Annotated in this window: 13 protein-coding genes and 1 pseudogene; 9 read left to right on the top strand and 5 right to left on the bottom strand. The window is 62.2% G+C overall.

Annotation, left to right across the window (positions count from 1 at the left end):
- From AAGA68_18500 to AAGA68_18490, 3 genes are all read left to right on the top strand, one after another.
- The coding region (locus tag AAGA68_18500; protein ID MEM9387059.1) for a cobaltochelatase subunit CobN at positions 1-628 on the top strand (628 nt) is incomplete at its 5' end.
- A gap of 566 nt (positions 629-1,194) precedes the next feature.
- Complete coding sequence (locus tag AAGA68_18495) at positions 1,195-1,617, top strand: hypothetical protein (protein ID MEM9387058.1); 423 nt, start codon at positions 1,195-1,197, stop codon at positions 1,615-1,617.
- 675 nt (positions 1,618-2,292) lie between these two features.
- Positions 2,293-2,853, top strand: coding sequence for a hypothetical protein (locus tag AAGA68_18490; GenBank protein ID MEM9387057.1), 561 nt, complete (start codon positions 2,293-2,295; stop codon positions 2,851-2,853).
- Between the two features lie 107 nt (positions 2,854-2,960).
- Here AAGA68_18490 and AAGA68_18485 read toward each other — a convergent pair whose 3' ends face one another.
- Positions 2,961-3,179, bottom strand: a complete 219-nt coding sequence (locus AAGA68_18485) for a hypothetical protein (protein ID MEM9387056.1) — start codon at positions 3,177-3,179, stop codon at positions 2,961-2,963.
- A gap of 537 nt (positions 3,180-3,716) precedes the next feature.
- Here AAGA68_18485 and AAGA68_18480 point away from each other — a divergent pair.
- Positions 3,717-3,965: a hypothetical protein gene (locus AAGA68_18480; protein ID MEM9387055.1), complete on the top strand. Its 249-nt coding sequence runs from the start codon at positions 3,717-3,719 to the stop codon at positions 3,963-3,965.
- Positions 3,966-4,352: 387 nt separating this feature from the next.
- On the opposite strand, the gene AAGA68_18475 is transcribed toward AAGA68_18480, so the two are convergent.
- A complete protein-coding gene (locus AAGA68_18475; protein ID MEM9387054.1) occupies positions 4,353-4,703 on the bottom strand; it encodes a hypothetical protein in 351 nt (116 codons plus the stop codon).
- Positions 4,704-5,041: 338 nt separating this feature from the next.
- Between AAGA68_18475 and zigA the strand changes: the two genes are divergently transcribed.
- The 5 genes and pseudogenes from zigA to cobU all read left to right on the top strand — a co-directional run bounded on the left by zigA (position 5,042) and on the right by cobU (position 9,844).
- Positions 5,042-6,265, top strand: a complete 1,224-nt coding sequence (gene zigA, locus AAGA68_18470) for a zinc metallochaperone GTPase ZigA (protein MEM9387053.1) — start codon at positions 5,042-5,044, stop codon at positions 6,263-6,265.
- Between the two features lie 11 nt (positions 6,266-6,276).
- Positions 6,277-6,570: a TraR/DksA C4-type zinc finger protein gene (locus tag AAGA68_18465; GenBank protein MEM9387052.1), complete on the top strand. Its 294-nt coding sequence runs from the start codon at positions 6,277-6,279 to the stop codon at positions 6,568-6,570.
- 552 nt (positions 6,571-7,122) lie between these two features.
- A complete protein-coding gene (locus tag AAGA68_18460; protein MEM9387051.1) occupies positions 7,123-8,115 on the top strand; it encodes a hypothetical protein in 993 nt (330 codons plus the stop codon).
- A 483-nt stretch (positions 8,116-8,598) separates the two neighbouring features.
- Positions 8,599-9,033: pseudogene (gene dksA / locus AAGA68_18455) on the top strand (RNA polymerase-binding protein DksA).
- Positions 9,034-9,307: 274 nt separating this feature from the next.
- Positions 9,308-9,844, top strand: coding sequence for a bifunctional adenosylcobinamide kinase/adenosylcobinamide-phosphate guanylyltransferase (gene cobU, locus AAGA68_18450; protein ID MEM9387050.1), 537 nt, complete (start codon positions 9,308-9,310; stop codon positions 9,842-9,844).
- Here the strand turns inward: cobU and cobD are convergent.
- The 3 genes from cobD to AAGA68_18435 are packed head-to-tail and all read right to left on the bottom strand — an operon-like array spanning position 9,828 to position 13,419.
- The gene (gene cobD, locus AAGA68_18445) at positions 9,828-10,826 is read right to left on the bottom strand and encodes a threonine-phosphate decarboxylase CobD (GenBank protein ID MEM9387049.1); all 999 of its coding nucleotides are present in this window, start codon (positions 10,824-10,826) and stop codon (positions 9,828-9,830) included. The genes cobU and cobD overlap by 17 nt on opposite strands.
- 17 nt (positions 10,827-10,843) lie before the next feature.
- Positions 10,844-11,902, bottom strand: a complete 1,059-nt coding sequence (gene cbiB / locus AAGA68_18440) for an adenosylcobinamide-phosphate synthase CbiB (protein ID MEM9387048.1) — start codon at positions 11,900-11,902, stop codon at positions 10,844-10,846.
- On the bottom strand, positions 11,899-13,419 hold the full coding sequence (locus AAGA68_18435; GenBank protein ID MEM9387047.1) for a cobyric acid synthase: 1,521 nt from the start codon (positions 13,417-13,419) through the stop codon (positions 11,899-11,901). The genes cbiB and AAGA68_18435 overlap by 4 nt, the downstream gene beginning before the upstream one ends.
- Between the last annotated feature and the right edge of the window lie 2 nt (positions 13,420-13,421).

Below are 13,421 nucleotides of genomic sequence, written 5' to 3'. Positions count from 1 at the left end.
CCTGGCCCGCGCCTTCCGCGACTGGGGCGGCTACGCCTACGGGCGCAAGGACTACGGTACCGAAGCGCGCGAGGGGTTCGCCGAGCGCCTCGCCACCATCGACCTCGTGGTGCAGAACCAGGACAACCGCGAGCACGACCTACTCGACTCCGACGACTACTACCAGTTCCAGGGCGGCATGACGGCGGCGGTGCGCCATTACCGCGGCGAGCAGCCGCGGGTGTACTTCGGCGATCACAGCAACCCCGCCGCGCCCCGCATGCGCAGCCTCGCGCAGGAGATCAGCCGTGTGGTGCGCTCGCGGGTGACCAATCCGAAGTGGATTGCCGGCGTGAAGCGCCACGGCTACAAGGGCGGCTTCGAGATGGCGGCTACGGTGGATTACCTGTTCGCCTACGACGCCACCGCGCGGGTGGTGCGGGACGACCAGTACGCGGCGGTGACCGATGCTTACGTAGGCGATGAGGATACCCGCGCGTTCCTGCAGCGGCACAATCCGGACGCGCTGCACGACATCTGCGAGCGGTTGATGGAGGCGATCCAGCGTGGCTTGTGGCAGGCGCCGGGGGAGTATGTAGAGATGCTCAGGCGCCATTTGCTCGAGGCGGAGGAGCGGTTGGAGGGGTAACGTGTTGGTCAGGACGTGCTCGACGTCCGACACTCTCAGTGGGGGGTATCCGCTCGACTGATGTCTTCTTCACTTCAGGTCGGCGAACGGTCGCTCAACATCGCCCCTCGTCTTGATGTCGCCGTGCTTGAGCAGCTCATCCAGCACTCTTTTCCCGCTGGACTGAGATCCTTCTGCTTCCGTCTGGGCATACCGTTGAACCTCCATGGTGTTCGTATGGCCTCGAAACGCAGCACTTCCTACGCTCTCGCTTACGATTCACAATGCCCTCGACGATCCTTCTGTCAGCCAGCGTGGAGGCAAGCTCAGGATCAGTTCTCTGATTACGTCATGTCACCCAATAGTAGCTTTGTGTCAGGATGATCTGTAAGCACGGTGCTGCCCCCAAGGCCAGCCCAATCACGCCGACTCACGCGCAAGGTCGGTTGCACTCAATAATTCTATTGTTTGCACTCCTGCTGCTACTGATTCTATGCAGCTGCACACCCGTGCCTGTCACGGACTACCGAGACATACGAACCCATCGGATGCGTGAAAGCCTAAGGCACGGTCGCGCGGAAGAAACCGTGAGGCTACTTGATGCTGACCACATCTTGCTGCCGGACTTCCATCGGTTTGCCCAAGCGGGCAATATCCCTAAGCGCCATGCAAGTTTACGGGTCGTGTCCAAGCAGCCGCTCACGATCCGTCTCCTGTCGGTCACTCTCACTGATACGGCAAGCAACGCGGTCTTGACAGGGGAGACGTCGGAAGTCCTTACAACGAGGGTGCCGTGGGCCTACTACTACTACCCCTACGAAGACGTTGACTATAAGCACTACGAAGATCGTGTACTCATATTTCGACACACGGACGCACGCTTGGATGCCTTCGGCAGCCCGAGAACCCTACGGCTGGATGTGCACTACCGCATCGACAACGAAGCAGACGTCCGGGAAGAGCGCTTTGAGCTGACGCTTGTTCACTCCACCATGTGGGTAACAGAGTAGCCGATGGGTTGGGAGGGATTGGCAACAACCCGGTACGTGCAGTAGGGCAGGCCTGCTCGCTGTTGCCACGTTAGGTCGTGCCGCGTTACGCGCGCTGATGCCCTCACATGTGGATTTTGCAGAGGGTTCGAACTCACCGGATCAAGTGGGAGCTTGATTTCCAAGGGCGATTCCGGCGCGGCGTAGAAGCAGCGATCGTTGACCGAGCGGCGCCGTCGCCGCCTACGATGCCGCGAGTCCATCGCTCATCGCCGAGACCGTCCGCGCGTACCTTGCCGACCGCTCGCTCCAGGAAGTACTTGCGGTGTTTGTCTTGATGAGGCGACGCTGATGCCGATTGCCCGCCGCATCAGCGACTCGGATATCCGGGAACCGTCCGCACGTGCAAAGTGGGTCTCGTGACGACTACCCCGCGACCCCAGCCCCAGCGTGAAGCCCGAGATCATCGGCGGCCCCTCGAACGCCGCTAATCCGGTGAGAGTATCCGTACGTGAATTCCGTTCTACTCGGTTAGCGGTGTGTCCCAATCACGCAGGCCACCGAAACGGCGCGAAAACGTTGGCCTTCCGCGCCCCACCTTTGTGGCGTTCCACGAACAAGGAGTAGTAGTGGGCCTCACTCCTCACGACGCACTGATCGTTCGGGTACAACAGAAACGTAGAAAGGGACGAACCCATGCCTCGATCAATCCGACACTCGCTTGTTCTTCTGGCAGCACTTTGCGCCCTATCACCGAGCGTGAATGCGACGCTCATCGGTGATGACATCCGACTGCGCGCCGACGCCTTCGGCGGAAACTTCTTAGACGAAGTCGCCATCGGGGACCTTTTCAGCGTAGAGTTTGTGAGCATTGAGAATAGTCGCGTCGACATCGACATCGTCGATCACGACACGATTTCCATCTTCTTCTCGCTGGGCCCGAGGGAAAACTCGCGAGGGTTCTCGAACTGGGACCTCACGTTCTCCGACTTGGACGGTCCGGGCGTCGTAGACCTTAGGAACTTTATCGCCGAGGGCGGAAGTCCACTTACCATCAACTCCTTCTCGGTACTAGACTCTACAGCGTTTCGCCTTGGGGGGTTGATGGGAGTGGTGAATGACGCCAACCCGACGGCACGACTAACATTCGACGTCGTGTTCGCGACGGCTATCACCGAGCCGATGACACCACTGCTGATGCTCTTAGGCCTTGGTATCCTCGCGAGCACACGCCCTACACGTACTCGTTCCGCCTAGCCGGCCGTCTTGGGGAATCTGCACCCAAGGTGCGGGTCTTCGGTTGGGCACCTGCGCTCGGTCTAGTAATGCTCAGCGATCCTGTCGGCGCAAGAGTTGTCTCCGCCTCATGCCGGGTACATGAACCCGAGCGCCATCTCGAGGATCTCGTCAATGGGACCTGGAATTCCAACAGCTGTAACCGTCGATGCGATGAGCGACTTGCAATCGAGGGCGTTGCCCGCGTCGCTGAGTGTCACCCAGCCCTCGACGGGCAAAGCGGGCTCCAGTTCACACCAGTCCATCCAGAGGTCGCTCTGCTCCTGAGTGAGGTCGAAGAGGCTCACCTTGAGCGACCCATTGATCCAAGATGAGTTGAACGTCTTCGATCCTCCATAGCCCCGGGGCTGACAGCTGGTTTGCAAACTTGTTGCATCATCATCTCCGCAGATGAGGCACTGCGCTGGTAACATCACCACTGGTGAACACGCAACTCACGGGGGTGTTGTATCACTGTCTCGTTCGGAGTGTGATCTGATCGGCGTGTCAGAAGACTGCAGGACAAACTCTGCCTAGCCAACTTTGTCGATCACTTCGAAGGGAGTTGGACCGGCGTTTCAACCCACTCGAGAGTCTTCCGCAACGTACGGATCGTTTGTTTTCTTAGCATTTGGTGGTTTCGCGCGTAGTTCCGCGTTGTCGTATCCCGCCGCGGCGAAGCTTATCAAGTCGACGTTCGAGACGCTCCTGCCCGTGGTGTGCAGTCTGCCCTGCGCCGTACGCCGGGCGCTGAGTACATCACGAACGGTGACCCTGGTGGCCGCGGCTGTAGCCGCGGTAGGCGTAGGGGCTTCCAGCGCACACGCGCGCACCTTCGACGCAAGGTGGAGCTATCCGATCTGTTAGTGGCGACTGGCGGCGACGGCTCCGCCGGCGTGGTGCTGAAGGGCGAGAGCTTCAACGATCGCGTTGGTCGTGCCGTCGGCGCTGCGGGGGATGTGAACGGCGACGGGCTAGACGATTTCCTCCTAAGAGCACAGTACGCGAGTCTGGAAGGGGCGCTCACGCGCCGGCGAGATCGCTCTGATCTTCGGCAGCGATCAGGGTTTCCCCACGGAGTCAGAGCTTGCTGACCTGCGTTCGGCTGACGCGGATGTTTCGGATCGAGCTGGATGTCCGGTGTAGGTAGCTAAGCAAGGGGATTCAGGTCCCTTGTCACGGGCCCGGTTCCACTCGTACGGCATTAGCTCGTCGGCAACAAGCGTAGTTGGTCCGCAGCCGCACGAACTCTGCATGCCCACGCGCGAGCTAGATCGGACGTACGGGATGACCAGTCGTCCAGACATCTCCTACGAGTGCTTGCGAGATCAGTGACCTGTTTAACTCGGTTAATCTATCGACCGGTGGGAGCGGCCGCATGGTTTGCGCACGGCGTGTCATCCACCTCGGCGTTGATCGCTATCCAATGCGGCGGTTTGGCCTGAGGTGACTGGCCTAGTCGTTTCGGGGCAGCCGGCGGATCACGAGTCGCTGTGGCTGCGTGTTCCCGTTGAAGCACCGCGTGGCAACTCAGCGTAGAACCCACCCCCGTCAGCTTCCGGCAGAGGATGAAAGCGGGCAACGAGTCCTCGCCTTCTGGCCTCGAGGAGCTTTTGACCCACCGGCAGGAAGAGGGTCTCTCCACTGGTCTCGGTTGCCGGATCGATCAGGATCACTACGCTTGTTAGCCCCTCCGGGTGTTGTCGTTCGAGCATCCGGGAGATCGAGTTGAGGGCGGTGCGCAGGGATACGCCCCGGAGGTCGAGTGTGTGCTCACCGTCTGCAAGGTCGCCTACGAGGGCTCGAACGGTCTCAGGATCAAACTCGGGCATGCTGGTTGCTCTTGTCGGGTAGAATCGTTACGTTATAACATTACATCTTGCTGCGGTATCCGAGGTATTCCGCCAAGCCGCGTACCGCGGCGACTATGGCCATAAGACGTCGGCGATCGTGATCCGCGTACGAGATGCTTGGTGGGGCGATGGCCCTTTGTACGTGCACTCGTGCGGAACGTCACGCACCCGAAGCTGAGTGTCAAGGCCGTGTTCACTAGTGTGCTGCCGCCCATCGTTGATCAGTGCCAGGCGCGATTCGGTCATACGTGTGCAAATTCGCGTAACGCTGCGGTGGCTACTCTTCCTCTTCACCTAACGTACAAGGACTTGAGACCTTGAACCAGCAAGCCTCCCCAAGTGACCCGCGTCTTCCCGTCACCGTGCTGTCGGGCTTTCTCGGTGCCGGCAAGACCACCGTACTCAACCAGGTCCTGAACAACCGCGAAGGGCGGAGAGTCGCGGTGATTGTCAACGACATGAGCGAGGTCAATATCGATGCCGCTCTCGTGGAGCGCGGCGGTGCAGAGCTTTCGCGCACCGAGGAGAAGCTGGTTGAGATGTCGAACGGGTGTATCTGCTGCACGCTCCGCGATGACCTGCTCGCCGAGGTGTCTCGGCTCGCCAAGGAGCGCCGCTTCGACTATCTGCTGATCGAGTCCACGGGGATCTCTGAGCCTATCCCGGTAGCGCAGACCTTCACCTTCGAAGACGAGGAGGGCGTGAGCCTCAGCAAGGTGTCGCGCCTCGATACGATGGTGACAGTGGTGGACGCGGCGAGTTTCTTGCGAGACTACAATGACGCCGACGCCCTTCAAGATCGCGGTGAATCACTGGGCGAGGAAGACGAGCGTACTGTGACGGACCTGCTCATCGACCAGATCGAGTTCGCCGATGTCATCGTCTTGAACAAGCTCGACCTCGTGTCCGACGATCAGGCGCTTGAGGTTCAGGCCATCGTCAAGGCGCTGAACCCTGGCGCGAGGATTCTCCCGGCCACTCAAGGGCGCGTACCGCTTCAGAGTGTGCTCGACACCGGCCTATTCGATTACGACAAGGCCGCAAGTTCCGCAGGTTGGATTCGCGAGCTTCAGGGCGAGCACGTGCCCGAGACTGAGGAGTACGGAGTATCAAGTTTCACGTATCGAACCTCGAAGCCCTTTGATGCCGAAAAGCTGGCAGCGTTTCTGGCAGACGAAACCAACTGGCTTGGTGTTCTTCGCTCAAAGGGGTTCTTCTGGGTAGCGGCTGACCACCGTGTCGCCTACGAATGGGCCCAAGCTGGCGGTGTCAACAACGTGAACCCGGCTGGCATGTGGTGGGCAGCGGTGCCTCGCGAACACTGGAACCAGCCCGATGGGCAGCGACCTGACCAGCAATCCACCTGGCATCCGCGCTTCGGCGATCGCTCGCAGCAGCTTGTTTTCATCGGCCAGAAGATGGACGAGGCGGCGATACGCGCCGGCCTCAACGCGTGCCTTCTCGACGAACGCCTAGCTGCCGCTGAGAGCGCCGCCTGGGCGGCTCTGCCGAACCCGTTCCCCGAGCTGCAGGTCAGCTAGGGGGCTGCTGGGTGTACGGCTCAGCGAGGGAAGTGTGGCGCTGGCCTGCGAGGGAAACTGAAGTGACAGGGGCAATACCAGCGGCGCGGAAGAACGCTCGCGCTGGGGTAGTCACCACCTTGCAACGAATCTGGTATGGAATCTATGGCTACTGCAAGGCGACTGGAGACGAAGTCGGACATCGTCGGCTCGAGGCGCGGCCCGTTGCCAGGTTGTCCTTTGGGGCACAGGCGCGGTATGAACGGTCCGAGTGGAGCTACAGCGGACCGCTAGGGAGAAACCAAGACACCGAGGACCTTGCGTAGGTCCCTATGCTTAAGCCGACCCAGGTTTACGTTCCTGTCTCCGCCGGAGCACAATCCGTTTCGCGACCCGATTCCGATAGGTCGTTCTTCGGCGATAGTGCCGAAGCAGCGATGCGGCTTCTGGAGCAGGCTGGGACGCTCGAGCGCTTGGGAGCGGTATCCCTCGCGTGCCGGATTCGGGAGTTCATCCACGAGCGGAGCAATCGACGTCGCTACGTGGATGTTGCCAGCAGCTACCTACGGCGCAAACGACCGCCTCTCGCAAAGCGCTACGACATCGTGCTGGTGGGTGCGGGAATGCACGCGGCTGGTTTCCTTCTCACACTCAGGAGCACTCACCCGAATCTGAGCGTCCTCGTCGTCGAAAGGAGTTCGACAATCTGCTCTACGTTTGCCAGATTGGGCGACTCGCTGGTCTTGAATTCCCCCACTTTCTCGTCGGTCGGACTCAACTCGAACATCATGCCGGGGCACTTTGTTCAACTCAGTGATTTCGATGAACTTGCCGAAAGACCGTTTCCGACCGCCAAGCATCTCTATGAGCTGGCAACGATGGCTATGTTCCACGCGGACGCGGATATCGCGTTCGACTTCGAGGTGAAAGATGTGATTCCTCTCGACGATGGGTATCAGGTGTTAAGCAACGATCACGCTGTTCGGGGCAACAGCGTGGTGGTCGCCAACGGCCTTAGCGAACCCGCGACGCGACCCTTCGCGTTGGGTAGGGGGAATGAGCGGATCATCTTAGGCGATGACTTTATCTCTACACGCTTCGCTGGTGGGGCGCTTGATGATCGCATTCGGGACCAGCGGGTGGCGGTAGTGGGCGCCGGGGATACCGCAAACTGCGTCATCGAGTATCTCCTGCCAATGGTCTACCCGCACCAGCACTACGGCTTTCCTGAGGAAGCGCCCTTGCTCCCACGATCCGTCGTTTGGATAGGGCAGCAAGCTACCGATGTGAAGGAGTTCTTCTTCCGGAACAAGCAGCGTTACTGCCACTCGGGCGGCGTGATCGAGTTCTTTTGGGATGGGGATACCCCGTTCGATCTGTCCGAGGACGTCTGGCAACGGGCGCGAGCGCGAATCGAGTGCATTGCCGACAAGCTCGTGAGTGTGATGCCCCACGGAGGCGCATTGAAGTTGTCGGCCGGTTCGCGATGCCTCGAGATCGACCTGCTGATCGACTGTACCGGCCGATCGAACCCGTTGAGTGCCCGGTTGCGAGAGCAAGAGAGTGAATTCGTGCACGGAGACATTGTGCTTCACGGCGGCCAGTGGGACGAGGTGCTTGAGCACTTCGTCTCGCGACCGCGAACGCTGAACCAGCGCCGCCTTGCGTGCAAGCTCAGGGGAGAGCGTGTCTTCTTTGTGGGGAGCGCGTGTCCCTTGGATGAGCTGATCGATGATACTGAGGCAAGGAATGGCTCGTTCATGTATCAGGAGCAACGAACTAGCCTAACGAACAGCAAGTGGTCGCTGGAACACACGCTGCCTCGCACGGTGGCGCTTGCGCAGCGCTTCGACGAGTTCGCCACGCACTAGGTGGCGCGGAAACCCCCAAGGGGTGGAGGTGGAGCGAGAGGAGATCTCCACCCACAACGTGATGGCGCGGCTGAGGCCTGCGGCACTTGCGCGCTCGTCTGGTGCTTGCCGGTGACAAACGTGGCGGAAGGTCTCTTGCCTTACTTTTCACAGCCTTGTGGGCCCAGATTGTGACGTTGTAGCATCCCAGATCCACGCTAGATGCGCCCGTCGCAATTCTGCCATCTTGGCATATGAGTGCCGCTCCTCGTTAGCGGCCGTCGGCGGGTTCCTTCAAAGCAACGCACTGCGCTCACCGAGGGTCGAAGTATGGCGGAAACACCAAGAAACCGGCGTAAGGCGACGACAAAGACCACGAAGGTCAGCCGAAACACCAAGGCCAAAGCCAACGCAAGCTCGAAGACGGTGGTAGCGCGCAGCACCGGCCGATCGAGTGAGGCAAGCCCCCCTCGCAAGAACAGCTCTGGAGGACGCAGTACCAACGGTGTGGCGCCCTACAAACCGAAGAAAAACGAGCCCTACATGAGCGAAGGTCAAGTCGAGCACTTTCGCACCATCCTCGAGAACTGGAAGAGGGAATTGATGGAGGAGGTGGATCGCACGATCGACTTGCTTCAGGAGGGCGGCGGCGCGCTTCCCGATACGAACGATCGGGCGACCCAGGAGACCGACCTCGGCTTGGAGCTGAGAACGCGTGATCGTGGGCGCAAGTTGATTCGCAAAGTTGATGCCGCACTGGAGCGCATCAGCGATGGAACCTATGGCTATTGTGAGGAAACGGGCGAAGAGATCGGCCTGCGTCGTCTCGAGGCGCGTCCAATTGCGACGCTCTGCTTAGAAGCGCAGGAACGGCACGAACTCACCGAGCGTCACTACAGTAAGCGCGATGGACGGAGCGGCGTCGCGGGAGATCAGTAAGCAAGTACCGTGGTACCGGCGCCTGATCGCATTGCTCGCGTGCGCACTCACGGTTAGGGGTGGCGGCAAGCGCCTCGGCACGCTGTAAGGGGAAAGTGGGTAAGCTTGCGGCCTTTATCTCACGCCGCTGGACGCACATCGCTGCCGGCCAGGCTTGTGCAGAGCTTCCTAAGAGCCGTTATCCCCTATTCGTCATAGGGCGGGCGGTTGAAGAGTGATTCTAGCTCGCGCCCAGTCAGATCGGCCGGGGCCGGCAGCTTAGTACCGAGGGCACGTGGAGAGCGACCTACTGGTGACCGAACAACTGCACACCCTGGTTCTAGGCGGCGCTAGGTCGGGCAAGAGCGCTCGCGCGCTCACGCTAATGGGGACCATGCGCCGCCCCGCGATGATCGCCACCGCCGAGCCGCGCGACGGTGAAATGGCGGCGCGAATCCAACGCCATCGGCAGGAGCGTGGGTCACACTGGGAGACGGTGGAGTCGCCGCTCGGCCTGGCGCAGGCGATAGGGCAATTGCAGGATCGGGCGGACGGCATCGTCGTCGACTGCCTTACGCTGTGGCTAGCCAACGTCATGGAGGCGGGCCAGCCCAGTGTTGACGAGGCGACCGATCAGCTCTTGGCCGCACTTCGTGAGAGCGTCGTGCCGGTGGTGCTCGTGTCCAACGAAGTGGGCCTGGGCTTGGTGCCGGAGACCTCCTTGGGTCGGGCGTTTCGCGACGCGCAGGGACGCCTCAACCAACGCGTTGCGCAAACCGTCGCCACCGTCGAGTTCGTTGCTGCCGGGATTTCCCTCAAGCTGAAGGGGTAACTGCCTCACGCAGGCGCTCCAGGCCTTGCGTATCGCTGGGCAGTCCGATGCGCAAGTGGTGTGGTGACCAGCGAAAGCGCCGCACGTACACACCGGATCGGGCGAGGGCGAACCACAGGGCATGGGCGTCGCGCACCCGCACGTAGCGAAACAGCGCAGTACCGCCTTCAATTGTGAGTTGGTAGGCCGTGGCGGCCTCGTGCAACGCGTGATCTAGCGTCTCCTGCCCCTGCTGCAGTCGTTGACGCGTTTGTTCCTGCCAGCCTCTGTCCGCGTAGGCGCGCGTTCCCAGCCACAGGGCCGGGCCGGCGACCGCCCACTGCCCGAGCAGTTGCTCTACCGCCTTGATGACTGGACCTGGCGCGATGAGCGCGCCAAGCCTGACGCCGGCCAGACCGAAGAACTTGCCGAACGACCGCAGGATCACCAGGCCGTCGCGCCCGCCCGACGGTGCTAGCGATCGGGTCGGGGTGAGATCAGCGTACGCCTCATCGATGATCAGCCAACGGTCCGTGCCCTCGCGCGCCGCCCATGCCGCTTCCAGCGCTGCTGGTTCCCACGTCTGTCCGGTTGGGTTATTGGGGTTGCAAATCACGACGTCCTCGTCGGGATCGGCCGACAGCGGGTCGTCGACCTCGCGGATGGCGGCACCGGCGGCGCGCCACGCGATCGCGTGATCGGCGTAAGTCGCGCGCCCCAGACAAATTTGGCGGGATGAGGCGCCGAGCGCGCTGGGGAGCAAACGGATGATCAGCTCGCTGCCGGGCACGGGCAGCACACTGTCCACCGGAGCGCCGAACGCGCTGGCCATGGCTTCCCGGCAAGCATCGAAGGCTTCGCGTCTGGGAAGGTGATGGAGCGACGCCTCGGGGATCGGGGGGACCGGCCACGGCCAAGGATTGATGCCTGTGGAGAGATCTACCCAGGGTGTAGGTGCGTCGGGAAAGGACGCCCGAACGATATCTAGCGCACCGCCATGCACGAGATCTGCGGTGAACCCTACGCCCACCAGGCGCCCCCAAGGATTACGCTCAACACCGTGATGCCTGCGAGCGTCGGCACGAGCACGTGTTCGATCGATGTGCGATAGCGCTCGAGCGCCGTCGCCAGTGCCTTGGCATAGGGATCGGGCGCCTGCGGTCTGATCCAAGGTTCGTTCACCGTCTGTCCGCCGTATTGGCGCGGCCCCGACAAGCGCACATCCAGCATGCCGGCGGTCGCCGCCTCGGGCCAGCCGGCGTTCGGTGAGCGGTGATTAGCCGCTTCTCGTCGCGCGCTGGTCCAGGCAGCCACACGCCGCTTACGGGCCACGGTTACGATCAACAGCGCGGTGACCCGTGCAGGGACCCAGTTGGCGATGTCGTCGAGGCGGGCGGCAAATCCGCCAAATGCGTGGAAGCGCTCGCTGCGGTGTCCGATCATCGAGTCCAGGGTGTTGATCGCCTTGTAAGCGGCCATGCCGGGCAAGCCGAGCAACGCCCCCCAGAACAGCGGTGCGACCACCCCATCGCAGGTGCTCTCGGCCAGTGTTTCGATGGATGCGCGCGCTACGGCGGGCTCATCTAACGAATCGATGTCGCGGCCGACCACCTTGGCAACGGCGGTACGCGCGGCGTGCAGCTCGCCGCGGCTGAGGGGGGCGTGCACATCCGCGACGTGCTGGTGCAGTGATCTGGCGGCGATAAGGCTCGAAGCGATAGTCCCCGTGACGATGGTGGCGGCGGTCGCTTGTGCGGTCGATCCGAGGAAGGTAGATGCGCTCAGCGGGTCATCCAATAGCGACGGAAGGTAGTTGGTGAGCAAGCGCCATGTACCGTGCTGCAGGCTCCAGGCCACCACTACCGTGAGCGCGACGATGACAATCGAGGACACCACGCCTGCGATGTAGCGCGCGGCATGCGAGTGGTGCGCGACGTTGAACCGTCGTTCGCACCATGCCGCCAGAGTTCCGATCCAGACGACGGGGTGGCGTATCGCGCCATAGAGCCAGTCGGGCCAACCGAAGCGCCACTCCACCAGTAGCGCCACGAGCACGGTGGCCGCGCCGGTGGCAATCACGAACGCGACGCCGGCGACGGCGTTGAAGCGAGGTTGAAGAGCTGCTCGATGTCCAGATGCTCGGCCCACCGGTCGGCCAGCTCGTCAAGCGCTGCGTCCACTTCGGCATCGAAGGACAGGGTGGAACCCACGCCCGGTCGCCGCCTCTCCAGCCACGCGTGGCGGAAGGCGTCGTTGGCGAACAACCCATGCAGGTAACACCCCTCGATTCGCCCGTCGGGGCTGGATGCGCCGTGGGAGCGCTGCTCTAACTGCAGCATGGGCCTCGCGGCCAGCGCCGCCCCCTCACTCTTACCCGAGTGGATCTCGTACCCCCGCACGGGAGCGTTGCTCGCAAGACATCGTCCGCTCGCTTCGCGTACTTGCTTCTCGGGCCCCATCACCGTGCGAAAGTCGAGTAAACCGAGTCCTTCGCTGGTCCCCGGTACACCGTCAAGCCCCTGCGGATCGTCAACGGACCGCCCGAGCATCTGCATCCCTCCGCAGATACCAGTGACCCAACCACCACGCTCGGCGTGTGCCACGATCTGCTCCGCCCATCCCTGAGCTCGCAGCATCTCGAGGTCAGCCAGGGTGGCCTTGGTGCCCGGCAGCAGCACCACATCCGTGGACGCGGGCAGGCGTGTGCCTGGCACTAGGAAGCGAAGCTCGACGTTGGGTTCTGCGCGCAGGGGATCCAGGTCGTCGAAGTTGGCGATGCGCGAGATCAGCGGCACCGCGATTTGCAGGGGGTCGACGCAGGCCCGTGCCGCCCCTTGCGCCACCTGCCGATTGCCAGCGATAGGCCGCTCCAGGTCCACCGCATCCTCAGCGGGAAGTCGACCGACCACGTCCAGCCATGGAATGACGCCGAGACAGGGCCAGCCAGTGTGCCGCAGAATGGCCTCGATACCGTCGGCGAACAGGTCGGGATCTCCGCGAAAGCGATTGATCAAGAAGGCTCGCACGTGGCTTGCATCGCTTGGCGTCAGCACGGTCTTGGTGCCAACGACGGAGGCGATGACACCACCCCGGTCGATGTCGCCGATCAGGACCACGGGCACACCGGCGGCGCTGGCGAACCCCATGTTGGCGATATCGCCAGCGCGCAAATTGACTTCGGCGGGGCTGCCGGCGCCCTCGATGAGGATCAAATCGTGGTTCGCGACCAGTTGGGAAAAGCTCTCGAGCACGCCGCCCAGCAAGCGCTCGCGGCGCTCGCGGTACTGGCGTGCCTCGAGGCGACCGATCGGGCGGCCGTGCAGGAGCAGCCGTGCGCCGCGATCGCTCGCCGGTTTGATCAATACCGGGTTGTGGTGAATGCTGGGCCTTACACCGGCCGCCCGCGCCTGGAGCGCCTGAGCGCGGCCGATCTCGCCACCCTCGTGCGTGACCGCCGCGTTGTTCGACATGTTCTGCGGTTTGAAGGGCGCCACGCGCAGCCCTTGGCGCCGTGCCAAGCGACATAGCCCCGCAACGATCACTGACTTGCCCACGTTGGAGCCGGTGCCTTGCATCATTAGCGCACGTGCCGCCATGC

Source organism: Pseudomonadota bacterium, from assembly GCA_039193195.1.
Taxonomy (GTDB): Bacteria; Pseudomonadota; Gammaproteobacteria; order Steroidobacterales; family JBCBZW01; genus JBCBZW01.
Note: the sequence above shows the minus strand (reverse complement) of the source record. Positions and strands in the feature narration are given on the sequence as shown.

Excerpts from the sequence above, each read along its gene's own strand:
- AAGA68_18475 (MEM9387054.1), bottom strand. The coding sequence starts at position 4,703 with ATGCCCGAGTTTGATCCTGAGACCGTTCGAGCCCTCGTAGGCGACCTT.
- AAGA68_18460 (MEM9387051.1), top strand. The coding sequence starts at position 7,123 with ATGGCTATGTTCCACGCGGACGCGGATATCGCGTTCGACTTCGAGGTG.
- AAGA68_18435 (MEM9387047.1), bottom strand. The coding sequence starts at position 13,419 with ATGGCGGCACGTGCGCTAATGATGCAAGGCACCGGCTCCAACGTGGGC.
- AAGA68_18490 (MEM9387057.1), top strand. The coding sequence starts at position 2,293 with ATGCCTCGATCAATCCGACACTCGCTTGTTCTTCTGGCAGCACTTTGC.